The sequence below is a fragment of the Dactylosporangium sp. NPDC000521 genome (genome assembly GCF_042898305.1).
GTDB lineage: Bacteria > Actinomycetota > Actinomycetes > Mycobacteriales > Micromonosporaceae > Dactylosporangium.
In genome coordinates, this window is the sequence record NZ_JBIAYW010000001.1 from 178,261 (window position 1) to 203,544 (window position 25,284).

10 protein-coding genes are annotated in these 25,284 nt (G+C 73.4%); 6 read left to right on the forward strand and 4 right to left on the reverse strand.

The annotated features are described in order from the left end of the window. Positions 1-159: 159 nt before the first annotated feature. Positions 160-4,005, reverse strand: a complete 3,846-nt coding sequence (locus ACFY3L_RS00875; protein ID WP_389317036.1) for a CHAT domain-containing protein — start codon at positions 4,003-4,005, stop codon at positions 160-162. A gap of 323 nt (positions 4,006-4,328) precedes the next feature. Here ACFY3L_RS00875 and ACFY3L_RS00880 point away from each other — a divergent pair, with 323 nt between their 5' ends. The 4 genes from ACFY3L_RS00880 (at position 4,329) to ACFY3L_RS00895 (ending at position 18,446) form a co-directional block, all read left to right on the forward strand. Beyond that, positions 4,329-4,781, forward strand: a complete 453-nt coding sequence (locus ACFY3L_RS00880) for a hypothetical protein (protein WP_389317039.1) — start codon at positions 4,329-4,331, stop codon at positions 4,779-4,781. Positions 4,782-5,235: 454 nt separating this feature from the next. Next, a complete protein-coding gene (locus ACFY3L_RS00885; protein WP_389317041.1) occupies positions 5,236-9,987 on the forward strand; it encodes an amino acid adenylation domain-containing protein in 4,752 nt (1,583 codons plus the stop codon). Positions 9,988-9,996: 9 nt separating this feature from the next. Next, positions 9,997-13,185 carry an amino acid adenylation domain-containing protein gene (locus ACFY3L_RS00890; protein WP_389317044.1) on the forward strand — a complete coding sequence of 1,063 codons (3,189 nt, stop codon included), beginning with the start codon at positions 9,997-9,999 and terminating at the stop codon, positions 13,183-13,185. Continuing rightward, positions 13,182-18,446 carry an amino acid adenylation domain-containing protein gene (locus ACFY3L_RS00895; protein ID WP_389317047.1) on the forward strand — a complete coding sequence of 1,755 codons (5,265 nt, stop codon included), beginning with the start codon at positions 13,182-13,184 and terminating at the stop codon, positions 18,444-18,446. The genes ACFY3L_RS00890 and ACFY3L_RS00895 overlap by 4 nt, the downstream gene beginning before the upstream one ends. A 278-nt stretch (positions 18,447-18,724) precedes the next feature. Here ACFY3L_RS00895 and ACFY3L_RS00900 read toward each other — a convergent pair whose 3' ends face one another. After that, complete coding sequence (locus ACFY3L_RS00900) at positions 18,725-19,099, reverse strand: group 1 truncated hemoglobin (RefSeq protein ID WP_389317050.1); 375 nt, start codon at positions 19,097-19,099, stop codon at positions 18,725-18,727. Between the two features lie 358 nt (positions 19,100-19,457). Continuing rightward, positions 19,458-20,333 carry an NAD(P)H-binding protein gene (locus ACFY3L_RS00905; protein WP_389317053.1) on the reverse strand — a complete coding sequence of 292 codons (876 nt, stop codon included), beginning with the start codon at positions 20,331-20,333 and terminating at the stop codon, positions 19,458-19,460. Positions 20,334-20,414: 81 nt separating this feature from the next. Between ACFY3L_RS00905 and ACFY3L_RS00910 the strand changes: the two genes are divergently transcribed. Continuing rightward, positions 20,415-21,143, forward strand: coding sequence for a TetR/AcrR family transcriptional regulator (locus ACFY3L_RS00910; RefSeq protein WP_389317056.1), 729 nt, complete (start codon positions 20,415-20,417; stop codon positions 21,141-21,143). A 259-nt stretch (positions 21,144-21,402) separates the two neighbouring features. Further along, positions 21,403-21,714 (forward strand): DUF2695 domain-containing protein, encoded by a 312-nt coding sequence (locus ACFY3L_RS00915; RefSeq protein WP_389317059.1) that lies wholly within the window; start codon positions 21,403-21,405, stop codon positions 21,712-21,714. A gap of 308 nt (positions 21,715-22,022) precedes the next feature. Here ACFY3L_RS00915 and ACFY3L_RS00920 read toward each other — a convergent pair whose 3' ends face one another. Then, positions 22,023-24,857: a glycoside hydrolase N-terminal domain-containing protein gene (locus tag ACFY3L_RS00920; protein ID WP_389317061.1), complete on the reverse strand. Its 2,835-nt coding sequence runs from the start codon at positions 24,855-24,857 to the stop codon at positions 22,023-22,025. Between the last annotated feature and the right edge of the window lie 427 nt (positions 24,858-25,284).

Consider the following 25,284-nt stretch of genomic DNA (forward strand, 5'->3'; position numbering starts at 1 on the left):
TGGGACCCATCGACTGCCGTTGACAGCCACAGACCGTACGTGAATCGTTCGGTGTCCATGACGAGGTCCGCCGAACTCTGACCACGGCGGCGGGTGGGTGCAGCCGGACGACGGGATCGCCGGACCGGCACATCCGCCTGCCGCCGCCGGTCGGCCCATTCAACGGCCCAGATGGGTGAAGCCGGCCCAGCGGTACGGCTCCACCAATCGGTCCAGGTTGACCTGGCGCACGAGCGCCGAAGCGCCCTCCGGCAGCCGCCGCCCGGGATCGAGCATCCACAGCTGCGCCCGGTGCAGCGCCTCGCCCGGGTCGTCGGGCGCCTCCCGCAGGAAGTGGTGGAGCATGTACATCATCAGGCCGGTGCTGGCGCTCGGCACCGCCCACATCGAGCCGACGACCGACGCGGCGCCGGCGACGAGGAACGCCGTGGACAGGGTCAGCGCCTCGTCGTATTCGGTGCCGCCGACATTGGTGGTGCACGCGGCGAGCACCACCGTGCCGATCCTGCGGTGCCCGACGGACAGCCGGATGAGGTCGTCGGCGCGCAGCGCCCCACCGGCGAGGCGCAGGTGGGACTGCGCCGGCCGCTCTGCGTCCACGACGCCGTGGCACGCGACGTGCAGCACCGCGGCGGGCGGCGCATCGGCGGCGGCGAGCCAGCCGCGGACCTCCGCGGGGGTGCCCGCCCCGGACGCCATCGCCCCGGGCTGCCCGAGGTACCCGCCGTCGGAGTAGAACGCCCGATGGACGGCGACCGCCTCGTCGACGCCGCTGGGCAGGTCACCCGTCGGGTCGCCGATCACCAACGACGCGCCCGAGGTCACCGGCGGGCGCCGGACCGTCTCGCACCACATGCGCGCCGATGGGGCGTAGGACACCGCGACGTCCTGCACCGCGTACCGGCGCTCGGCCCGGCCGACCAGCCGCCACGCGGCGTGCCACGGCACGATGGCGAGCATGCCGGTCGGGATCAGCACCAGCCGCGGTGGACGGTCCGGCACCAGCTCACGGCAGCGCTCCACGAGCGCCCCCATGGCGGCCCGCCACGCCCACGCGGACAGCTGGCTCAGTGACCAGCGCCAGACGTCGAGGTCGCCGCCGGCAAGCACCTGGGCGCCGTGGAACGTGTGCAGATACCACCCGAGCGGCGAGTCGTCGGCGCGCAGCGCGGGCAGCGGCAGCAGCTCGACGGCGCCGTCCGCGGGCACGAGGACCGCGAAGCCCGGCCCGGTCTCATCGCCGGCGACCAGGTAGACGAGTATGTCCCGGCGGGACCCGGCGAGCGCCGCGCCGATTTCCTCGACCGTCACCGGCGCCAGCAGCGACACGTCGTCTGCGTCCTGCGCGAGCCCGCTCACCACCCGGTGCCGCAGGTCGGCGAGGTCGAACAGCGCATCGGGGCCATCGAGCCGGTCGCCGGCCAGCCACTCCGCGGCGAGTTCCGGCTTCCCCCGGGCGACCAGCGCGTCATGGATGGCGCCGCCCGCGGCGGCAACCCCGAGCACCATGCCGCGACCGGCGTCCAGCGCCTGCACTAGGTCGGCCAGGATCGGCCCGCGGCCGGCGGCGTCGGAGGCGACTGCGTCGGCATGACACCACCGGGTCACCATCCGCACGTCGTCGGCCTGCCGCCGAGCGGCCTGCAGGCCGTAGTCGACGCCCGACTGCAGCACGATCTGCCAGGTGCGTCCGTGCATGGCGGCCAGGCCGTAGGCGCGGGACTCCGCGAGATCGTCGGCGCGGCCCCGCCGCCGGTGCCACCGGGCGAGGTTGAGTCGCGCGGACGCCCACATCCGGTCGCTGGGCTGCCGGCAGCGCTGCACGCTCTCCCGCGCCCAGCGCTGCGCCGCGTCCTCGATCACCGGGTCGGGATGATGTTCGAGCAGGCTGAACGCCAGGCTTCCGCCGAGGACCAGCAGATCACCGCGGACCGGCTGGGACCGGCTCACGGCGTCGACCGCCTCGACGAAGGCGCGGCCGGCGGCCTCCATCTCGGCCGGCACCCCCGTGGCGTAGGCCGGGACGCAGCGGGCCGCGCAGAGCACGGCCTGCATCAACTGATGCATCTGATAGCCGAACAGCCCGGCGGTGGCGGACGCGGTGCCGTTCGCCATGGCGTCGAACATCGCCGTGAACCCGGCCGCAGCGCGCTCGCCGCCGGGTGCCGCCTGCACGCGCAGCAGCGCGTCGAGGTACCGGCCGGAGACGTCCGCAGTGCTGCCGTCCCCGGCGATCGAGGCCAGGGCCTCCGCCGACTGGGTTCCCAGCAGGGTCGTGCTGCTGGTGGAGCTGGTGCGGGCCAGCACGGCGAACGACTGCATCATCTCCAGGTGCTGCGCGAGCGCGGGGTTGCCGGCCGCGTCCTTGTGCGCCTGGTAGAGCCCGCTCATCGCGCTGTCCAGGTCGCGCATGTCGCCGGTGTGGGTGCCCCGCATGTACTTCGCCATGGACACCATCCGGCGCAGCTCACCGGTCGTCTCGGTGTCGAACTCCGGCATCCGTAGCGCCTCGACCAGCGCGGGCAGGCCGTAGTCGCCGCCCTCCGCGCCGTCTCGCGCCTCGTACATGCCGATCGCGCTCTCGGCGATCGCGAGCATGTGCGGCCACTGTTCGTTGTCGACCGGGTGCTCGCGGGCGATGACCAGCAGCCCGCGCAGGTCGACGGTGTCCGGGGTCAGCAGCTCGCTGCCGACCGCCTTCACCAGCTGCCCGAGCACCATGCCCGCCAGGCGGGAGCGCATCTGCCCGTCCTCGCCCGGCTCGCCGCGCACCGCCTGGTGTGCGGCCTCGACCATGGCGGCCCGCGCGGCGAGGGCATCGGACTCCTCGACCTCACCGGCGGCAACCCGTCGCCGGTCGAGCTCGATCTGCGCGCCGAGGCGGTAGCGGTGGGCCATCAGCAGCATGTCGCGGTCCGGTGTCCCGGCGTCGATCATGCCGGTGAGCGCGTCGACGAGCCGCCCGGCGTCGTCGGCGTCTTCGAACATCTCCCAGCTCATCAGGAACGCGACGCACTGCGAGAGCCGCGGATACCACGAGTCGTCGCCGTCCGGGTCGAGGTTGGTGGCCACGCCGGCCCACAGCGCCGCGGCAGCGAGATCGTCGGCGTCCTGGTACAACTCGCCACGGTCGATGAGCAGCTCCGACAGCGCCATCGCCAGTTCGGGATCCGGCTGCTCGGACAGGTCGGCGGCGTGCCGCAGGCACCGGATCGCCTCGTCACGGTCGCGGTGGTCCTCGGCGCGTTCCAGCCGCAGGGACAGCATGAGGTACTGCGACCACCGCAGGTTGATCACCCGGGGCTCCCGCGGATCGAGCCGGGCGGCGGTCCGTTCGGCGATCTCGACGGCGAGGTCGATGCTCTTCGGGTCCTCGTCCAGTTCGCTGCGGCGGTAGTACGCGGTGCACAGCGCCAGCGCACCGGCGGCGAGCTCCGGAATCCCGGCCGGGAGGTCGTCGACCGTGGGCGCCAGGCAGGCGATGGCCATGTCGAGGTCGGCCCGCGCCTCGCCGCTGGTGAACCGCTCGGCGTACGCCGCGCCGAGCATCATCCGCAGGTTGTCCCGCACGTACGGGTCGGCGTCGTCGACCTGGATCCGCGCGAGGGCGTCGACGAGCACGTCGAGGTGCTGCGCTGCGCCGGGCTCGTCCCGCTGCTCGGCGTACCGGCCCCAGTAGTAGTCACCGAGCATCACGGCGACCGTGCCGCGGTCCACTGTCCCCGGCCCCGCACCCTCGAACGCCCGCTCGCCCCAGGCGATCGCCAGCGCGGCGTCCTCCGGCGTGCCCTCATCGCAGCGGTACGCGTGGGCGATCGACCTCGCGTAGCACCAGAACGGCAGGTCCGGGTGGTCGCCGCCGTCCTCGGTGGCCGCGGTCAGCTCCTCGAGCGCCACCGCCAGATCGGCGTCGTCGAGGCCGAGCTCGTACGCCTCCAGGTGCTCCATGCCCCGCTGCGCCCGGCTCGCGGCCGCGGTCTCGCCGGGCCCGTGCGGGTCGGTCAACACTGCGTCGGTCCCCTCCCTGTGCTGGCGTACTCCGCGTTCGCAACCCCGTGACCGTATGCAAATACAGCCGAGCGCCGGACCTGTGAACAGGGCCGCCGCCGGGTCCGTACAAAGTCCGTACAACGTGCCGTCCGGGCGGCGGTCCGTACACGGACAAGCCGTCCGACCTTGTACGGACATCGCCCCACCTGTTCCCCGCCGGCCCCGCTCCCGCCGACCATCGGACCCCGGCGGCCCGGTGCGCACCCCGCACCGCCGCCTCAACCGACGTCCCGCACGGCGCTTCCGCGGCGTGTGGGCACAGACGACAGGAGACCACCTTGAAGTACTGGCAGCGGATCGCCGTCGCCCTCACCGCGCTGCTGGTGAGCGTCGGCGTTGGACTCACCACCACCACGCCCGCGTACGCGGACACCAAGGGCTGCACGGTCTACGGCACGCGGACGGTGGCGGGCTACTCCGTCCCGGGCGGTAGCTACTGCGCGACGATCGTCGGCAGCGGCACCTGGGTCAGCGGCGTTCAGGGCGAGTTCTACGCGCCCAACCTGTGCAACTGGGACGTCACCGCCGAGTTCTTCGACAACGCCTGGAACTGGAAGACGACCTACGTCTCCGGCCACAACTACAACTGCAGCTACGGCACTGCCTGGGCGCCCTACATCGGCGTGTCCCGCAGCATCTCCAGCCTGACCGGCACCCAGAGCGGCTACATGTGCAGCACGCTGCGGGTCGGCTTCCAACGCGTCACGAGCGTCTGCAACTACATCTACTGAACCCACTCCCGCCGCGCCGGCCACCCGCTCCGGGTGGCCGGCGCGTTTCGCCATCCGACATGCGAGCCATTCTCGCTCTACACCGCTTCGAGACCAGCCGCTACACGTGATGGATATCGCTCACAGTTGCTCGAATTCGGGCTGCTCGGCCCGGCGGGCATACGTCAGCACCCGGTCCGCGGGAGATTCCGTGGCGCCACAACCCCAATTCGTGCCATGTGAACAGACTCGCAGGTAGGGCGATCCCGGCCAAATCATCACTAGGGTGGTCGGTAGGGTTTCCCCTCGCCGCACGCCGGTCGGCGTCCGTTCTGCGAGGTGAGACCGCGTTTCCGGTGATCACGGGCCCTTTGACCGCAGTGGATGCACACGAGAATGCCCCTTGATTGGTGCGGCATTATTTCGAGCAGGAAAACGGCTAACGCACGGCCGTCTGAAATTGGGGAGGGCTGGCGTGTTTCAGCGTGTCCACGAGCAGGTCGAAGACCAGGCAAGGCGCACACCGGACCGGGTTGCCGTGATCGCCGGCACCGTCCGGATGCGCTACGCGGAGCTCGACGCCCGCGCGAACCAGATCGCCCGGGAGCTGTCCCGGGCCGGGGCCGGTCCCGGTGAGCTCGTGGGCGTGTGCCTGGGCCGTGACGAGCACCTGCTCCCGGCGCTGCTGGGCGTGCTGAAGACCGGCGCCGCGTACGTGCCGATGGACCCGGCGTACCCGGCGGAGCGGCTGGCATACATCGCCGCCGACACGAAGATGCGGCTCGTCGCCACGACCCGTGCCGCGGCGTGGCCCGGCCTGGACGCTGTCGCGGTGGCGGTCGACGAGATCGGCGAGGACGCCGACGCGACCCCGCTCGACCAACCCGGCGACGGCACCGACGCGGCGTACGTCATCTACACGTCGGGCTCCACCGGCCGCCCCAAGGGCGTCGTCGTCGAGCACCGCAACACGATGAACCTGCTGCGGTACGAGGCCGAGGCGTACACCGCCGAGGAGCTGCGCGGCCTGCTCGCCACCGCGTCGATCTGCTTCGACCCGTCGATCACCCAGCTGTTCCTGCCGCTGGTCACGGGTGGCACGGTCATCCTCGCCGAGAACGTCCTCGCCCTGCCCGCGCTGCCGGCCCGCGACGAGGTCACGACCGTCTACGGCGTACCGTCGGCGCTCGCCGCGCTGTTGCGGTCGCCGCTGCCGAGCGGTGTGCGGGCCGTGTTCGCCGGCGGGGAGCCGCTGACCCGGGCGCTGGTCGACCGGATCTACGCCAACCCCGGCGTGCGCCGGGTGCTCAACCTGTACGGCCCGACCGAGTGCACCACGACGTGCGCGATCGCCGAGGTCGGCCGCGACGACGTCGGCGAGCCGCCGATCGGGCACCCGATCGCCGGTGCCGTCATGTCCGTGCGCGACGCCGACGGGCAGCCGGTCGCCGACGGCGAGCTGGGTGAGCTGTGGATCGGTGGTCCGGTCGTCGCCCGCGGCTACCTGAACCGGGACAGCGGCGGGTTCGGCGACGGCTGGTACCGCTCCGGCGACCTGGTCCGCGCCGACGGCGGAGTGCTGCGGTTCGCCGGCCGCGCCGACGACCAGGTGAAGATCCGCGGCTACCGGGTCGAGCCCGGCGAGGTCGAGGCGGTCCTCGTCCGCCATCCGGCCGTGCGCCGCGCCGGCGTCGTCGCCGCCGCCGACGAGGACGGTGTGTCCTACCTGGTCGGGCACGTGGAGGCGACCGGCCTCGACGAGCGGAGCCTGCGCGCGTGGCTGCGCCGCCGGGTGCCGGAGCACCTGGTGCCGACGCGGTTGGCGATCACCGAGCGGCTGCCCTTGAGCCCGAACGGCAAGATCGACCGGGCGGCCCTGCCCGCGGTCGCGGCCCGGCGCGGGACCGAGACCGCGTTCGTCGCGCCCCGCACGCCCGCCGAGGAGCGGCTCGCCGCGATCGTCGGCGACGTGCTCGGCATCGACGAGGTCGGGGTCGACGACCGTTTCACCGACCTCGGCGGGCACTCGCTGGCCGCGGCCCGGGTCTGCGCGCTCGCCGGCCGCGAGTTCGCGACCACGGTGCCGCTGGCCGCGTTCCTCGCCGAGCCGACCGTCGCCGCGCTCGCCCTTCTCATGCGGACGGGTTCAGCCCCGGTCGCGAACGGTCCGGTGCGGCACGAGGGCGTCCTCGAGTACCCGCTCACCGCGACCCAGCGTGGCCTGTGGACGCTGCGGCAGGTCGGCTCGGTGCCGGCCGTGACCACGGTGGCGTTCCGGGTCCGGCTCACCGGGCCGGTCGAGGTGCCCGCCCTGCGCTCGGCGCTGGCCGCGCTGGTGTCGCGCCATGAGGTGCTGCGCAGCCGGATCGTCGAGCGCGACGGCGAGCCGATCGCGGTCGTGGGCGGGTGGACGGACGTCCCCGTCGTCGAGCACGACCTGCGCGACCGGCCCGCGGCCGAACGCGCCGGGCGGGCGGACGCGATCGCCGAGGCCGCCGCCCGTCACGCCTTCGACCTGACCGGCACCGCGCCGCTGCTGCGGGTCGAGCTCGTCCGGCTCGCCGCCGGGGTGTCGGAGCTGGTGGTCGTCGCCGACCACATGGCCTTCGACGGCTGGTCCACCGGCACGTTCCTCACCGAGCTCGCGACGGACCTGGCCGCGCCCGGGACCGTCGAGCCACCGCCGGTGCAGGTCGGTGACCTCGCCTTCACGCCCGGCGGCGCGACGGACGCGTGGCGGGACGAACTGGCCGGCGCGTCGCCGCCGAGCGAGCTGTTCTCGGGCACCGGAAGCTTCCGCGGTGAGCGGATCACCCGCCCGGTGCCGCCGGCGAGCGGCACCGCCGTCTTCGCGGACTGGCTGACCGCGCTCGGGCTGCTGCTGGCCGGGTTCACCGCCCGCCGGGACGTGCTGGTCGGCGTGGTCGCGGCCCGGCGCGCCGGGCCGGAGCTCGACCGGGTCATCGGCCCGCTCGTCGACGTGCTGCCGGTCCGGCTGCGGCTCGAGCCCGCGGCCACCGTCCGGGACACGGTCGCGGCCGCGTCGGCGACGACGGCCCGCGCGCTGGACCGGCCCCGGCCGTCCACGGAAGACCTGTTCGCGGCCGTCGGCACCCAGTCACGCGGGGCGATGCTCACCCCGGTGGTGCTCTCCGCGCAGCCGTCCGGGATGCCGGTCCGGGTCGAGCGGGGCGGGGTGCGGCTGGAGCTGCTCAGCGAGCTGGGGTGCGGCGGGGCGCAGAACCCGTTGACCGTCTTCGTGAACGAGACGGCCGACGGGGTCGAGCTTCAGGTGGAGTACGACACCGGCCTCACGAACCGCGAGTGGGTGGAGGAGTTCGCGGACCGGCTTCTGCGCATGCTCGCCGAGGTCACCGCGGACCCGGATCGCCCGCTGAACCGCCTGCCGCTGGTCACCGCGGCCGAGGAGGCGCAGCTGCTCGACCTGGCCGCCGGTCCGCCGGTCCCGGCCGGCGCGCCGGCCACGGCGGTGGAGGCGATCGAGCGGCAGGTGCGGGAGCGCCCCGACGAGGTGGCCGTCGTCGGTGCCGACGACGAGATGACGTTCCGGCAGCTGTGGGACGACTCGGCCGCGATCGCGGCGGTCCTGCTGGGTCAGGGCATCGGGCCCGGCGATGTCGTCGGCGTGTGCCTGCCGCGCGACCACCGGATGCCGGCGACGCTGCTCGGGGTGTGGCGGGCCGGGGCGACCTACCTGCCGCTGGAGCCGGAGCTGCCGGCCGAACGCCTGGCCTGGCTCGCCGCGGACGGCGGCGCGAAGACCGTGCTCTGCCGGTCCACGACCGCCGCCGCGGCCGGGTCTGGCGCGCTGGACCTGGACCTGGACCTGGACCGGGTGCCGGCTGTGCCCGCTGTCGAGCCCGCGGCCGGGCTCCCCGTCGTCGGGCCCGGCGATCGGGCCTACCTGCTGTACACCTCGGGCTCGACCGGCAAGCCGAAGGGCGTGGCCGTCGCGCAGTCCAGCGTCGCCGCGCTCACCGAGGCGCTGCGCTTCGAGCCCGGCTTCGGGCCCGGGGACCGGATGCTCGCCGTGGCCACGCTCAGCTTCGACGTCTCGTGCGCGGAGATCTGGTCCGCGCTCGGCGTCGGCGCCTGCTGCGTGGTCGTCGACCGCGACAGCGCGGTGGACGGGTACCGCCTCGGCCGCCAGATCGCCGAGCACCGCGTCAACGTGATGAACGTGCCCCCGACGATCCTGCGCACCCTGCTCGCGGCGGGCTGGACCGGCGGGGCGGACCTGCGCGTGTGGGCCGCCGGCGAGACACTCGACCCGGCCCTGGCCCGGGAGCTGCTGCCGGTGGTGCGGGAGCTGTGGAACACGTACGGCCCGACCGAGGCCACCGTGTTGTCGACCGCGTTCCGCGTCCTCGAGGTCGGCGACGCCGTGCCGATCGGGCACGCGATGCTCGGCGAGCGGCTGTACGTCATGGATCCGCTGGAACGGCTCGTCCCGGCGGGCGTCGTGGGCGAGCTGTGGATCGGCGGTGCCGGGCCGGCCATCGGCTACCACAACCGGCCGGACCTGACCGCGGCCGCGTTCGTGCCCGACCCTGTCGTGCCCGGCGGGCGGTGCTACCGCACCGGGGACCTGGTCCGCCGCCGGCCGGACGGCGAGATCGTGTTCTGCGGCCGGCGCGACCATCAGCTGAAGATTCGCGGCTACCGCGTCGAGCTCGGCGAGATCGAGGCCGCGCTGCGCGCCCACCCCGACGTCGAGCACGCGGTCGTCACCGCGCGGGGCCAGGGTGCGGAGGCGCACCTCGTCGGCTACGTCGCTGGCCCGGTCACCGCCGGGCAGATGGCCGCCCACCTGCGCGCGAGCCTGCCCGCCTACCTCGTGCCGCACCGCTGGGTGGTGCTCGACGCGCTGCCGATGACACCCAGCGGCAAGGTGGACCTGGGCGCGCTGCCCGAGCCTGGCGAGGACCGGCCGCACCGGCCGGCCGAGTCGATGATGGAGCAGCTGGTCGCCGACGTCTGGGCCGAGATCCTCACCGCCGATCGCATCGGCGCCGACGACAGCTTCTTCGGTCTCGGCGGGCACTCGCTGGCCGCGACCCGGGCTGTCGGCCGGCTGCGCGAGACGCTGGGCTGCGCGGTTCCCGTGCGGCTGCTGTTCGACCATCCGGTCCTCGCGAACTTCGCGGGGCAACTCGAGCGGCTTGTCATGAACGACATCGTGGCCGAACCGGCCACCGGCAAGTAGGGAAACGCAATGACCTTGTCTGACCAGGACAGTTTACGGGCCCTCATGGAGCGGCGGGTCGCGGCTGCCCGCGCCGCCGCCCGGGCCGACGCGGAGATCCCGCGCCGGTCCAACCCGGACGCGCCGCAGCCGCTGTCACCGTCGCAGGCCCGCCTGTGGTTCAACGCGCAGTTCGAGACCAACACGTCGATCTATCACGTGCCCACGGTGCTGCGGCTGACCGGCCCGCTCGACGCCGACGCGTTGCTGGCCGCGCTGCGCGAGGTCGCCGCCAGGCACGAGGTCCTGCGCAGCGTCATCACGCCGCCCGGGCACGCCGTCGCCGGCCCGGCCGACCGGATCGAACTGTCCCTTGTGGACATCGACGAGCCGGGGCTGGACGCGGCGCTGCGGACCGAGGTGAGCCGGCCGTTCGAGCTCGACCGCGAGCCGCCGATGCGGGCCGTGCTCTTCCGGCTCGGCGCCGAGCACCACGTGCTGGCCCTGACCGTGCACCACATCGCCACCGACGCGTGGTCGCGGGACCTGATCTTCGACGAGATCGGCGCGATCTACGCCGCCCGGCTCGGCCAGGGCGCGCCGCCGGCCCCGCCGCGGCTGCAGTACGCCGACATCACCGAGTGGCAGGCCACGCGGACCGCGGACGACCACGTCGGCTGGTGGGTCGAGCGGCTGGCCGGGCTCGCCCCGGTGCTCGCGCTCCCCGTCGACCGGCCCTACCCGGCGGTGGCCGACTGGAGCGGCGGCTACCTGCGGTTCAACCTGTCCCCGGCCCTGGCCGAGCGGGTGCGCGAGACCGCTCGGGAATGCAACGCGACGCCGTTCATGGTGGTGCTCGGGGCCTGGCAGGCACTGCTGGGCCGGCTCTGCGGCAGCGAGGACGTCGCTGTCGGCGTGCCCGAGTCCGGGCGCCACCACCGCGCGACCGAGAGCGTCGTCGGCTGCTTCATCAACACGCTCGTGATGCGCACCGACCTGTCCGGCGACCCGACCGGCCGGCAGCTGATCGACCGCGTCCGGGAGACCACCATCGAGGCGTTCGCGCACGCCACCGCGCCCTTCGAGCGGGTCGTGGAGGCCGTGGCGCCCGAGCGCTCCACCGCCACGACGCCGATCTTCCAGTCGATGCTGTACCTGATGGAGACCGCCCAGCGCGACCCGGTGCTGCCGGGCGTGCGCGCCGAGCGGCTCGACGCCCCGCTCGATTTCAACAAGTTCGACGTGAGCCTGTCGCTGGAGGCCGAGGGCGGCGGCTACGAGGGGGAGCTGCACTACCGCCGCGACCTGTTCGACCGGGCGACGGTCGAGCGGTGGGCGCGCTGGCTGCTGGCCCTGCTCGACGGGATGCTGGCCGAGCCCGACCGCCCGCTCTCGCAGCTCGACCTGCTGAGCGACGCCGAGCGGGCCGACCTGGTGGCCCTCGGCACCGGCCCCGACCTGCCCGCCGACGCGCCCGCGACGGTGCTCGACGCGGTCCTCGCCCAGGCCGACGCCCGCCCGGCGGCCGTCGCCGTCGACGCCGTCGACGGCACCCTGAGCTACGGTGACCTGGCCGGGGCCGCGGCCCGGATCGCGGCCGCGCTGCGCGAGCACGGGGCCGGGTCCGGCGCGCCCGTCGGCATCTGCCTGCCCCGCGCCCGGCACCTGCCCGCCGCGCTGGTCGGCGTCTGGCGGGCCGGATCGGCCTACGTGCCGCTGGAGCCCGATCACCCGGCCGAGCGGCTGCGGTACCAGCTCAGCGACTCCGGTGCCAAGGTCGTCCTCGCCGCCGCGGAGACGCTCGACGTGGCCCGCGCGCTCGTCGAGGGCACCGGAGCCGTCCTCGTCGACCTGGCCGACGCGCTGGCCGCCGAGCCCGGCGAACTCCCCGCGCCCGGCCCCGACGACCTCGCGTACATCCTCTACACCTCCGGCTCGACCGGCCGCCCCAAGGGGGTGGAGCTCAGCCACGGCGCCGTCGCCGCGTTCGTCGCGGCCAACTGTGAGCTGGTGCCGGTGACGCCCGACGACGTGATGCTCGGCCTGACCGCGCTCTCGTTCGACGTGGCCGGGATCGAGCTGTGGTGCGGCCTCGGCAAGGGCGCCCGGCTGGTGCTGCTGGAGCGCGGCGTGGCCGTCGACGGGCACCTGGTGGCGCAGCGCATCACCGAGTCCAAGGTGACCGTGATGACCGCGACCCCGACCACGTTCCGGATGCTCGTCGCGGCCGGCTGGCAGTCGCCGGAGGTGCGGGGGATCGCCATCGGCGAGGCCCTCGACCCCGCGCTCGGCCGCGAGCTCACGGTCCGGCTCGGCGAGTGCTGGAACGGCTACGGCCCGACCGAGACCGCCGTGGCGTCCACGATGTACCGCCTCACCGCCCCCGTCGGCGACACCGTGCCCATCGGCACCCCGATGGCGGGGGAGTGGGTGTACGTGATGGACGCCGCCGGCCGCCTCGCGCTGCCCGGGACCATCGGCGAGCTGTGGATCGGCGGGGCCGGGGTGGCCCGCGGGTACCACGGCCGGCCCGACCTGACCGAGGCCGCGTTCGTCGCCGACCCGGTCCGGCCCGGCGAGCGCTGCTACCGCACCGGTGACCTGGTGCGCTGGCGCACCGACGGGCTGCTGGACTTCCTCGGCCGCCGCGACCACCAGGTGAAGGTGCGCGGACACCGCATCGAGCTCGGCGAGATCGAGTCGCAGCTGCGCTCGGCGCCGGGCGTGGCCGAGGCGGTGGTGACCGTCGCCGACCCGACCGGCGACGCGCACCTCGTCGGCTACGTGGTGCCGCGGCCGGGGTCGACGCCGGACACGCAGGCCCTGGAGGCCCTGCTGCGGGCGACGCTGCCCGACTACATGGTCCCGCGCCGCTGGATGACGCTGGACGCGCTGCCGGTCAACGCGTCCGGGAAGGTCGACCGCACGGCGCTGCCCGAGCCGCGGGACGAGGTGCAGCAGCGGGTCGCGCCGCGCACCGAGGCGGAGCAGCTGGTCGCCGAGATGTGGAGCGCCGTGCTGAAGCGCGACGAGCTGTCGGTGTACGACAACTTCTTCGCGCTCGGCGGGCACTCCTTGTCGGCGACGCTGGTCGTGGGCCGGCTCCGCGACGCGCTGGACTTCCCGGTGCCGGTCCGGCTGCAGTTCGAGCAGCCGGTGCTGGCGAACTTCGCCGCCGCGCTGGAGGCGTTGCTGCTGGCCGAGGTGGAGCAGGCGTGACAGTCACCGACACCCAGCGCTCGCTGCTGCAGCAGCGGCTGGCCGGGGCACGCCGCAACGCCGCCCGCACCGCCAGCACCATTCCCGCGTCCCCCGACCGGGACTCGCCGTCGCCGCTGTCGCCGGCCCAGGCCCGGCTGTGGTTCCTGCACCAGCTGGAGCCGGACAGCGGCGCCTACCACGTGACGGCCACCGTGCGGCTGACCGGTCCGCTCGATGTGGCCGCGCTGGCCGCCGCGGTCCGGGATCTGGCCGTGCGCCACCACGTGCTGCGCACCCGGTTCGTGGACCGCGACGGCGAGCCGAGCGCGGTGCTGGGCAGCGCGGACGACGTGCTCGTCGAGACCGACGGGGACCTGGACGGCTTCCGGCAGCGGGCGTTCCGGCTCGAGGAGGAGCCGCCGCTGCGGGCGCTGATCCGCCGCGACGGGCCGGACGAGCACGTGCTGCTGCTCGTCGTGCACCACATCGCCTTCGACGAGTGGTCCGTCGACCTGGCCCTGCGCGAGCTCGCCGACCTGTACGCCGCCCGCCTCGACGGCCGCCCGGCGCCGGACGCGCCCGGGCTGCAGTACGCCGACTTCGCCCGCTGGCAGGCCGGCCGGGAGCCGTCGGCCGCGGCCCTGGACCGGTGGGTCGAGCGGCTGCAGGGCCTGGCGCCAGTGCTGGACCTGCCGACCGACCGGCCCCGCCCGGCGGTGGCCGGCCACGGGGCCGGGGAGGTGCCGGTGCACGTGCCCGCGGCGCTGGCCGGCCCGCTCGCCGGCCTCGCCGCCTCCTGCGGGGCCACCCCGTTCATGGTGCTGCTCACCGCGCTGCAGGCACTGCTGGCCCGGGTGTGCGGCACGGACGACATCCCGATCGGCGTCCCGAACGCGGGCCGGCACCACCCCGACGTCGAGAAGATGATCGGCTGCTTCATCGGCACGCTGGTCATGCGGACCGACTGCTCCGGTGACCCGACCGGACGCGAGCTGCTGAACCGGGTCCGCGAGGTGGCGATCGACGCACTCGCGCAGTCCGAGACCCCGTTCGAGCGGATCGTGGAGCGGCTGCAGCCCGAGCGCAACCTCGCCCACACGCCGATCTTCCAGGTGCTCCTCAACGTGCTGGAGCAGCCGGCCGCGCCGCCGCGCCTGCCGCACCTGGACGCGCAGGGCATCCTGCTGCCGACCCACACCGCCAAGTACGACCTCAACCTCACGCTGTCGCGCGTGGACGACGGCTACCGCGGCATGCTGGTGTTCCGCACCGACCTGTTCGACGAGGAGACCGCCCGGCGGCTGATGGACTGGTTCCTGGCGCTGCTGACGGGCCTGGTCACCGAGCCCGACCGCCCCGTCGGCGAGCTGGCGCTGGAGCCCGGCGTGCGGCCCGGGCCGGACGGCCCGCGGGTGTCCTACCCGCTGGACCGGCCGCTGCACGAGCTCATCGCCCGCCACGCCGGGTCGACGCCGGAGGCCACCGCGGTGATCGCGGCGGACGGCCGGCTGTCCTACGCGGAGCTGGACCGGCGCGCCGGTGCGGTGGCGGCCCGGTTGCTGGCGGCCGGTGTACGGCCCGAGGAACCGGTCGCGGTGCTCACCGAGCGCGGGACGGCCCTGCCCGTGGCGATGCTGGGCACGCTGAAGGCCGGCGCCGTCTACCTGCCCGTCGACCCCGGCTACCCGGACGGCCGAGTGGCGGAGATCCTTGATGCCGCCCAGGCCCGGTTCGTGCTCACCGAGGCGGCGTTCGCGGGCCGTGAACCGTGCCGTGTCCCGGGCCGCGAGGCGATCGTCGTCGCGGACGTGACCGGCGAGCCGGCCGAGGCCGTGGCGGTGCCGATGGACCACCTCGCGTACCTCATCTTCACGTCCGGCTCGACCGGGCGGCCGAAGGGCGTCATGGTCGAGCACCGCAACATCGCGCACTACCTGCACGCGGTGGCGGACCGCATCGGGCACCACGGGTCCTACGCCCTGGTGTCCACCCACGCGGCCGACCTCGGCATGACGAACCTGTTCGGGGCGCTCGCCACCGGCGGCGTGGCGCACCTCGTGGACCGCGAGACCGCCACGGACCCGGAGGCGTTCGCGGCCTACCTGGCCGAGCACCCGGTCGACGCGATGAAGCTGGTCCCGAGCCACCTGGAGCTGCTGGCCGCGCACGGCGAGCTCGCCGCGCTGCTGCCCCGCGAGCTGCTGGTCCTGGCCGGCGAGCCGTGTCCGTGGGAGCTGGTCGACCGCATCGAACGGGTCCGGCCGGACCTCGAGGTGCAGGTCCACTACGGCCCGACCGAGACGACCGTCTCCGTCCTCGGCTGCGACGTGCGCGAGGTTCCGGCCGAGCGCCGCATCGGCACCGTCCCCATCGGACGCCCGTTCGCGAACGTCGAGTGCCGGGTGACCGACCGGGCGGGCCGGCCGGTGCCGGACGGGGTGCCGGGCGAGCTGCGCATCGGTGGCCCGAGCGTGGCCCGCGGCTACCTGAACCTCGTCGACGACCGCTTCCAGCAGGGGTGGTACCGCTCCGGCGACCGCGTCCGCGTCGACGCCCACGGCCTGGTGCAGATCCTGGGCCGGGTCGACGACCAGGTGAAGATCCGCGGTTTCCGGGTCGAGCTCAACGAGGTCGCCTCCGCGGTGCGCGGGGTTCCCGGCGTTGGCGAGGCCGTGGTGCTGCCCGTCGGCGAGGCGCACACGCGCCGGCTGGCCGCCTGGATCACGCCCGCAACCGCCGATCCCGGGCTGGTGCGGGCCGCGCTGCGCGACCGGCTCCCGGACTACATGGTGCCGTCGGCGTTCGTCGTCCTCGACCGGCTCCCGCTGACCGCCAACGGCAAGGTGGACCGGACCGCGCTGCCCGCACCGCAGCCGCCGGGCGCCGCCACCCGGGTCGCGCCGGAGTCCCCGACGCAGCTGCGGGTCGCCGCGGCCTGGGCCGAGGTCCTCGACGGTGCCGAGATCGGGCTCGACGACGACTTCTTCGCCCTCGGCGGCGACTCGTTCAAGGCCGTGCGCGCCGTGCGGGCCATCGACCCGCAGCTGCGGGTCATCGACCTGTTCACCCGCCCGACCGTGCGCGAGCTGGCCGCCTATCTCGACGGCGACACCGGCTCGACCGGGCTGCTGCACCGTCTCGCCGGCCCGGCCGACGCGACGCTGACCGTTGTCTGCGTGCCCTACGGCGGCGGATCCGCCGCGGCCTACGGGCCGCTCGCCACCGAGCTCGCGCAGCGATTGCCGGGCGCAGCCGTGCTGGCGATCGAGCTGCCCGGGCACGACCCAGCCCGGCCCGACGAGCCGCCGCTGCCGATGGCCGAGCTGATCGACCGCGTGGTGGCGGACCTGCCGACCGGCCCGGTGCTGGTCTACGGCCACTGCGTCGGCTCGGCGGCCGCCACCGAGCTCGCCCTCCGCCTGGAGTCCGACGGCCGCGAGGTCGCCGGGCTGGTCGTCGGCGGCAGCTTCCCGGCGGCCCGGCTGCCGGGGCGGGTGTCGTCCTGGCTGCACCGGCGCTTCCACGCCACGTGGTTCACGTCCGACCGGGCGTACCGCGACTTCCTGCGTACACTCGGCGGCCTCGACGACGAGGGCCTCGACGCCGACGTGATCCTGCGCAGCCTGCGGCACGACGTGGACGAGTCGCAGACGTGGTTCACCCGCGAGCTGACCCGGCCCGACCGGCGGCGGCTGCGGGCGCCCGTGCTGTGCCTCATCGGGGCGCGGGACCGCTCGACGGAGCTGTACCAGGAACGCTATGCGGAATGGGGCGCCTTCGCGGACCGCGTCGCGCTGGCGGTCCTGCCCCGGGCCGGGCACTACTTCCTCAAGCACCAGGCGGCGGCCGCGGCCGACGAGATCGCCGGCACGCTGCGGGAGTGGGGCGCGGGCCGGGTGCCGGAGGCGGTCCACACCGCGGTCACCGGCGGCCGGGCCCGGCGCGACCTGCGCGAGTTCTACGTCATGACGGCCGGCCAGACCGCCTCGCTGATCGGTGCCGCACTCAGCTCGTTCGCCCTGGGCGTCTGGGCGTACCAGCAGAACGGCCGCGTCGCCGACTACGCCCTCGTCACGATGCTGGCGCTGCTGCCCTCGATCCTGCTGCTGCCGGTGGGCGGAGCCGTGGCGGACCGGATCGACCGGCGGCGCATCATGCTGGCCTGCAACGGGGCGGGCGCGGTGGTCATGTCCGCGGTGGTCACCCTGCTGGCGCTGGGCCGCCTGGAGATCTGGAGCGTCGGGCTGCTGGCCGGGCTGCTGTCCGCGGTGACCGCCTTCCACCGGCCCGCCTATCTGGCCGCGGTCGCGCAGCTGGTGCCGAAGCCGTACCTGGGCCAGGCCAACGCGCTGGCGAACCTCGGCCCGGGCATCGGCATGCTCATCGCCCCGCTGGCCGGCGGCGCGCTGATCACTGCGCTGGGCATGCCGTGGGTGGTCGCGGTCGACGTGGTGTCGCTGCTCGTCGGCGTCGGCACGCTGCTGCTGGTGCGCCTGCCCGACCGGCTCTTCCGCCGTCAGGAGGAGACCTTCGTCCGCGCGATCGTCGGCGGCTGGCGGTTCCTCGTCCGGCGCCGCCCGCTCATGATCATGATCGTGTTCTTCGTCGTCGAGAACTACCTCGCGATGCTCGCCCTCGCCGTGACCGTGCCGACCGTGTACGCGTTCGGCGGCACGACAGGGGTCAGCGTCGTCACCGCGTTCAGCGGCATCGGGGCCGCCCTCGGCGCGCTGGCCATGGTGCTGTGGGGCGGCGCCGAACGCCGCGCCACGGGCATGGTGGGCTTCGTCATCGGGGTCGGCCTCGGAGCCGCGCTCGTCGGGCTGCGGCCCTCGACGGCGCTCGCGGCGGCGGGCAGTCTCATCTGGTACGCCTCGCTCACCATCCTCAACGCCCACTGGCTCGCGATCATCCAGGTCAAGGTCGGGCTGGAGCTGCAGGGCCGGGTGCTCGCCACGAACCAGATGCTGGCCGTGGCGATGACGCCGGTCGCGTTCCTGACCGCGCCGCCGTTCACGGACGCGGTCGCGCCGCTGCTGCGGCCCGGGGGTGCGCTCGCGGACACCGTCGGGCGGGTCGTGGGGGTCGGGGATGCCCGCGGTACGGGGCTGATCCTGCTGGCCTGCGGCGTGCTGCTGGTGATCTGGGGCGCGGTGGGCCTGGCCTACCGTCCCCTGCACCGGATGGAGGACGACCTGCCGGACGCCTCAGCGGGTGCCGAGATCCCCGACTCGCTGGACGAGGTCCAGGCCCAGGCCGACGAACAGGTGCGCGTGTAGTCCGACGCGCTGGGCGGCCGCGACGTTCTCGACGCGGCCGCCCACGAACAGCATGCGATCGGGGCCAGGCCGAGCTCGCGGCAGCACCAGCGACATGCCGCAGGGTCCGGTCTGGTCCGCCCGCGGAGACCGGCGACAACATCAAGAACCTCAGATACGCGTTCGTAGCGGCAGCAACCCGGGCCCCGGTACCGCGTCCTGCGCGACCATCTCGAGGTGGCGCTCGCGAGCGCGCTGAAGACCGCTCGGACCTCATCGTTGCCGCCGTGCCCATGCGGCTACGAGGCGATGACTGAATCCGTCTTCGTGACGATCTGCCCGCGCAGCGGGGCCAGCGTCGCGCCGATCTGGGCCACCTGATCGTCGGCCACGCCGAGGTCGGTCAGCGTGCCGGCCAGGTGGGCCACGACCGCGTCGAAGTCGGCGTCGGTGATGTCCAGCCCGGCGTGCGCGGCGGCCATGTCGCGGCCGGCGAAGATCTGCGGGCCGCCGAGCGCCGCGGTGATGAACGCCCGCTGGTGCGTCTTGAGCCGCTGGATGTCGACGTCGGTGAAGAAGCCCTCGAGGCGGGGATCCGTGAGGACGCGGGTGTAGAACTGCTCGACGGCGGCCTGGACCGCTGCCGCTCCGCCGATGGTGTCGTAGATGCTCATGTCGCCTCCTGCCTTCTGGGCACCGCTCGGGGTGCGGCGCCGGTCATCACGCGGCCGACCGTAGGGCGGACACGTTGTCCCCGTGTTGGCGATCGGCGACGCAGGGACTACCAATGCCGCACAACGCCCGGTGGGGTGTCGTGAAAGGCGGACCGAGACCGTCCGGTCACGGCACTCGGTCCTACGGGTGGCTGCTCAGACACTGTACAAGTAAATCGCGAATCACATAGACAGCGTTACCGGAATGAATCTTTGTCCGCGCGCTGAGCGCGGTCAGGACGGGCCCGCCGCGCTCCCGCGGATGCGTCCCGAGGCGTAGTGGCCGACCTGGATGGTCGGCCCGGGTGTGGCCGACGGGTCATCGAGCGGCGGGCTGCGTCGCGGTCATCGTGGCGAGGACTGCGCCGGCCGGGACGGCGGGCCGCCCGATGACGGTCTCCAGGGTCGGGTCGGTGACGGCGAACTCGCCCCGGCGGGCGGCGCGGAACATGCCGAGGGTGAAGTCGGCGGCCTGCGGTGGCATGCCGCGCTCGACCGCCGCGGCCTTCCACTCCTCGTCGTCCACGACGACCCGTTCGATGGTGCGCCCCGCGAGGTTGCTGAGGATGCCGGCGACGGCCTCGAAGTCGAGTGTCTCGGGCGCGGTCAGCGGTGCGGTGACGCCGTCGAGGATGCCGTTGCCTGCCAGTACCGCCGCAGCCACCTCCGCCAGGTCGGCGTGGTCGGTCCAGGAGACCGGGCCGTCCTGGGGCGCGACGAGCCGGCCGGTTTCCAGGGCGGCGCCGATGTAGTGGCCGAGCGTGCTGGTGTAGAACCCGTTGCGCAGGGCGGTGAAGGCGATGCCCTGCCGGGCGAGGTGCTCTTCGGTCAAGGCGTGCGTGAGCTGCGGTGCGAAGAGTGAGTCCTTCGCCGCGGCCTGGTGGCTCGTGTACAGGATGCGCTGCGCTCCCGCCGCGCGTGCGGCGTCGATGGCGGCGATGTTGGCCGCGACCGCACCGGCGCCGCGGATCGCGGCGGAGATGACCAGCACCTGGCTGGCGCCCTCGAACGCGTGCCGGAGCGTGTCGGGGTCGGTGAAGTCGCCGGTTCGGACGCGGACGCCGCGTTCGGCGAGCGCGGCGGCCTTGCCGGCGTCGCGGACGCTGACGCCCACGGTGTCGGCGGGGACCAGTTCCAGCAGCCGGGTGACGATCCGGGATCCGAGGTTGCCGGTGGCTCCGGTGACGATGATCATGTCGCTCCTTGTTTCCGTTGATATGGGCAGGACGTTATCAGTGATTTTCCAACGGAAACAAGATGCTGTTATCCTCGATACATGGAGCAGACACAGGTCGCCGTCGTCCGCGACGAGAGCCGTTCCGCCGTCCTCGACGCGGCCGCGCGGCTGCTGGCCGAGCACGGCGCCCGCGGCGTGACGACCCGGGCGGTGGCCCAGGCCGCCGGCATGCAGGCGCCGACCATCTACCGGCTGTTCGGCGACAAGGACGGCCTCATCGATGCCCTCGCCGAGCACGTCATGGCCACCTACGTCGCCGGCAAGTCGGTCTCGGCGGCGCGGCCCAGCGGCGACCCCGTGGCCGACCTGCGCGCCGGATGGCAGCTGCACGTCGAGTTCGGACTGGCCAACCCGGAGCTGTACGCACTGCTCAACACCCCCGGCCGCGGTACGCCCTCACCGGCGACGACCGCCGGCATCGAGGTGCTGCGCACGCTGGTCCGGAGGCTCGCCGCCGCAGGCCGCCTGCGCGTCGACGAGCGACGAGCCGTGGCCATGATCCACGCCGCCGGCACCGGCACCGTCCTGGCCCTGCTGGGCATGCCCGCGGCACTGCGGGACCCCGGCCTGGCGGACGTGATGTTCGATGCCGTCGCCGACCGGATCCTCACGGCCGCACCCCCGGCGCCGGACGCCACCACGACCACGGTCACGGTCACGTTCGCCACCATGGTGCCCGAACTGCCCGCGCTCACCGACGCCGAACGAGCCCTGATGACGGAGTGGCTCAACCGTTCACTCGACCAGGCGCAGCGCCCGCGAGACTGAGACCCGCGAACCGCAAACGGCGCTGCCGTGCCGCGCGAAGCGGTTCTGCAGCGCCCGCCTGGTCATGGACACCTCCACCGTCCGCAGCGAGCTCAACGACTGCGACCCGAGCTGCGCCGACGGCACGATCCACACCACCACGTATCGCTGCAACGGCACCGACTGCGTCAAGCGGTAGCCCGGTACCGCGCGGGCAGGTCCCCGGCCGGATCCTCGGCGCCGGGTTCCTCGGTTGCGCCGGACATGGCACGATCTTCAGATGGTTTCGCCGGAGGAGGCCGCTCGACGGCGGCGGTTGCGCGACGCGTACAAGAACGCCGAGCGCGCTGCCCGGACGGCTCTCATGCCGCTGGACAGGGACGCGCTCGGCGACCTGGTCGACTTCGTCGACGCCCACGTTGTGGACGAGGGCTGTGACCACACGAGGCGGTTCACCGAGCGATGGGCGGCCAGGCATCAGGTGTCCATGGACCGGCTCGCCGAAGGGCTCGAGGAGTTCCACGGGTTTTGCGACTGTGAGGTCGCCATGAACTGCGATCCCGATCTGGTCTTCGGCACGGCGCAGCGCTGAGGCGCTCCCCGTGCCCGGCCCACCGTTCGCGTGATCCGGCCGAGGTGCACGACGTGTTCGCGCCTTGAGCGACACGAAACTGCTTTGCCGCGGGTGCCGTTGAGGTAGCCGGAGGAGGCGGCGAGGTGCCTCCATCCGGGGGCGGTGAACTGGGTCGTGTGCGCGAGCGCGACAGGCGCACAGTGCGGTGAACCCGCTGCGTCGCGGCCCCGCCGCTCGGTTGGTCCGGACCCGCGCCGCTGGTCGGTGCCGCGGGTCCGGCCGACGACGCCCTGCACCGTCGGCGGCCGGTGCCGGGTGGCGGGGCATCACAGCGTTGTGACGGTCCAGAGGTTGTTGGTGTTGCTGTTGGGTGCCCACAGCGCCACGGCGGAGCCGGCGGTGGTGCTGCCCATGCCGTCCAGCGCGGTCCCGGTGCCGCGGTTGACGATCCGCCGGCGGCCGCTGCCGGCGTCGTCGAGCCGCCACTGCTGGTTGTCACCGCCGCTCCACGTCGACTGCCGGCACGGGGCGCCGTTGGCGGCGTTGCCCTGGCTGTCCAGGACCAGGCCGTTGGTGCGGTTGACGATGCGGCACCAGCCGCCGCCGAGGTCGACGATCTGCCACTGCAGGTTGGTGCTGCCGTCCCAGTTCCACTGTTTGACGCCGCTGCCGGAGGCGACGTTCCCGCCGCTGTCCAGCACCAGGCCCGTGGTGGCGTTGGCGATCCGCACGTACCCCTGGACCTGCGTCTGGACCGTCAGGCGGTAGGTGCGCCCGGACAGGCCCGGCAGTTGCACGACGTCGGTCTCCGGCCGGGTCACGGTGACGGTGCCGCCGGTGGTGGTGTCGGTGACCGTGACGGTGCCGGTGAAGGCCCGGCACCGCACCTTGGCGGTGCCGTCTCGGTCGAACCGGATGGTGATCTCGGTGGCCTGGCCGCCGCTCCACCGGGCCCCGACGGTGTAGCCGCCCCGGCCGCGCAGGCCCTGCACCTGCCCATCCGGCCAGGCCGTGGGCAGCGCCGGCAGGACGTGCAGCTCGGCGTTGTGGCTGTGCAGCAGCATTTCGGCGATGCCGGAGGTGGCGCCGAAGTTGCCGTCGATCTGGAACGGCGGGTGCAGGTCGAACATGTTCGGTGCGAGCTTGGCCGGGGTGGCGAGGATGCGGATGAGGTCGTGGGCGCGGGTGCCCTCCTCCATCCGCGCCCAGTAGTTGATCTTCCAGGCGAGCGACCAGCCGGTGCCGTCGTCGCCACGCAGTTCCAGGGTGCGGCGTGCGGCGGTGTACAGCGTGGGCGTGCCGCGTTTGGTGATCTGGTTGCTCGGGTGCAGGCCGTACAGGTGGGAGATGTGCCGGTGCGTGCTTTCCGGCTCGACCCAGTCGTAGAGCCACTCCTGGATGTTGCCGCGGGACCCGACCTTCATGGGAGGCAGCCGGTCCCGCGCGGCCAGGACCCGGGTCCGGAAGTCGGCGTCCACGCCGAGCACCTGGCCGGCCTGGGCGACGCCGTTGAACAGGTCCCGCACGATCTGGTTGTCCATCGTCGGGCCGGCACAGACGCTGACGCCCGAATGGTGGGGCAGTTCCGGTGAGTTCGACGGGTTGGTGACCAGGTACCGCAGCGTCGGCTCCTCCACGAGGGTGTCGAGGAAGAACTGGGCCGCGCCTTTCAGCGCCGGGTAGTTCGCGCGCAGGAACTCGGTGTCGCCGGTGAAGCGGTAGTGGTCCCAGATCATGGTGGCCAGCCAGGCGCCGCCGGTCTGCCACATCCCCCACAGCGCGCCGTCGACGACGGAGGAGCCCCGCCAGGCGTCGGTGTTGTGGTGGGTGACCCAGCCGCCGGCGCCGTACTGCACCTGCGCCGTGCGCGCGCCGGTGACCGCGAGTTCGCCGATCATCTTGAACACCGGCTCGTAGCACTCCGACAGGTTGGTCGTGTCGGCCGGCCAGTAGTTCATCGGCAGGTTCGCGTTGATCGTGTACTTGGAGTCCCAGGACGGGGTCAGTGAGTCGTTCCAGATGCCCTGCAGGTTGGCCGGCTGCGTCCCGGGCCGCGAGGAGGAGATCAGCAGGTACCGGCCGAACTGGAACAGCAGCGCGGAGAACTGCGGGTCGTTGACGCTGGCGTGCTGCGTGATCCGCACGTCGGTGGGCTGGTCGGCCGCGGTGGTGCGACCGAGGTCGAGCGTCGTGCGGGCGAACAGCCGCTGGTGTTCGGCCACGTGCCGGCTGCGCAGGTCGTCGTAGGACCGGGTCCGGGCGGCGTCGAGGTTGCGCCGGGCGATGCCCTGGTGGTCGCCCGAGACGTCGCGGTAGTTGACGTAGCTCGAGCCGATGGAGATCAGCAGCGTCACGCTGTTGGCGCCGGTCACCTGCAGCGTGCCGCCGGAGCTGCTGACGGTGCCGCCGTCGGCGATCGCCCGGGCGAGTGCGAGGAACCGGACCTTGCCGGTGAGGCCGCGCTGGTCACCGGAGATGCCGTCGATGGCGACCGTCGCGCTGTCCGGGCTGGAGGCGGTGGTGCGCTGCGGGCTGTCGAACCGGGCGGTGAACGTGATGGAGGCGGATCTGTCGGCGGTCAGGCGCATCGCGATGACCTGGTCCGGTGTGCTCGCGAGCACCTCGCGCCGGTATCGCACGCCGTTCTGCAGGTACGACACCGCGGTGGTGGCGTTGGTCAGGTCGAGGTAGCGGGAGTACTCCGACACCCCGGTGGCGCTCGGGAAGGTGAGCCGCAGGTTGCCGACCGTCTGGTACGCCAGTTGCGCGGAGGGGATGCCGAGCATGTTCTGGTCGATGAGGGTCTGTGCCTGGCTCCACTGGTTGGCGAACACCAGCTGGCGGATCTGCGCCAACGCCCCGGCGCCGCGGGGGTTGCTCTGGTCGTAGGGTCCGCCGGCCCAGACGGTGTCCTCGTTGAGCTGGAGCCGCTCCACGTCGGTGTTGCCGAACACCATGGCGCCCAGCCGCCCGTTGCCGATCGGCAGTGCGCGCAGCCAGTCGGTGCCCGCGCTCCGGTCGTACCACAACGCGAGGTCGTTGGCGGCGCGCACCTCGGGCGGCGCCGCGGCGGCGGACGGGTCCGCCGCCCACGGCAACAGCGCGGCCCCGGCGCCGGCCGCGCTGAACATCAGCACTTGCCGTCGTGTCACATCAGGCATCTCGGGTCTCCAAAGCCGATGGGTCCTTGCGGCGGCAGACTCCGCGGCGGTGCGGCTACGGGTGCGGCGGCGACGAGACCGGCGGGGTTGCGCTCCGCGGCACCGATGGGAGTCCGGCAAGGTGACGGCCAGGCTACAAACATATGATGTATCACGTCAACGGTTGGTATAGATCGACCTAAAATGCCGCGACTCCGATGTCTGCGGGCGCGATACATCTGATGGCATTGGCCTGCCGTGGTCGGTGCCTGCGTGGGGTGGCGGGGCGTCCAGTCGGCGGCACCGTACCGCCGATGATAACGCCAACACTCGATCGAAAGCGCTGATAGTTCCGCCGAAAACGGAGCATGGGAAGTGTTATGAACGGCAGTGGCGCCGAGTCGTGTGCTGGTATTACATTCATGCGGGCCGTTTGAATGCGCGGCGG

Coding starts and splice junctions, on each gene's coding strand:
- ACFY3L_RS00905 (WP_389317053.1), bottom strand. CDS start 20,333: ATGATCATCGTCACCGGAGCCACCGGCAACCTCGGATCCCGGATCGTC.
- ACFY3L_RS00920 (WP_389317061.1), bottom strand. CDS start 24,857: ATGCCTGATGTGACACGACGGCAAGTGCTGATGTTCAGCGCGGCCGGC.
- ACFY3L_RS00915 (WP_389317059.1), top strand. CDS start 21,403: ATGGTTTCGCCGGAGGAGGCCGCTCGACGGCGGCGGTTGCGCGACGCG.
- ACFY3L_RS00900 (WP_389317050.1), bottom strand. CDS start 19,099: ATGAGCATCTACGACACCATCGGCGGAGCGGCAGCGGTCCAGGCCGCC.
- ACFY3L_RS00910 (WP_389317056.1), top strand. CDS start 20,415: ATGGAGCAGACACAGGTCGCCGTCGTCCGCGACGAGAGCCGTTCCGCC.
- ACFY3L_RS00890 (WP_389317044.1), top strand. CDS start 9,997: ATGACCTTGTCTGACCAGGACAGTTTACGGGCCCTCATGGAGCGGCGG.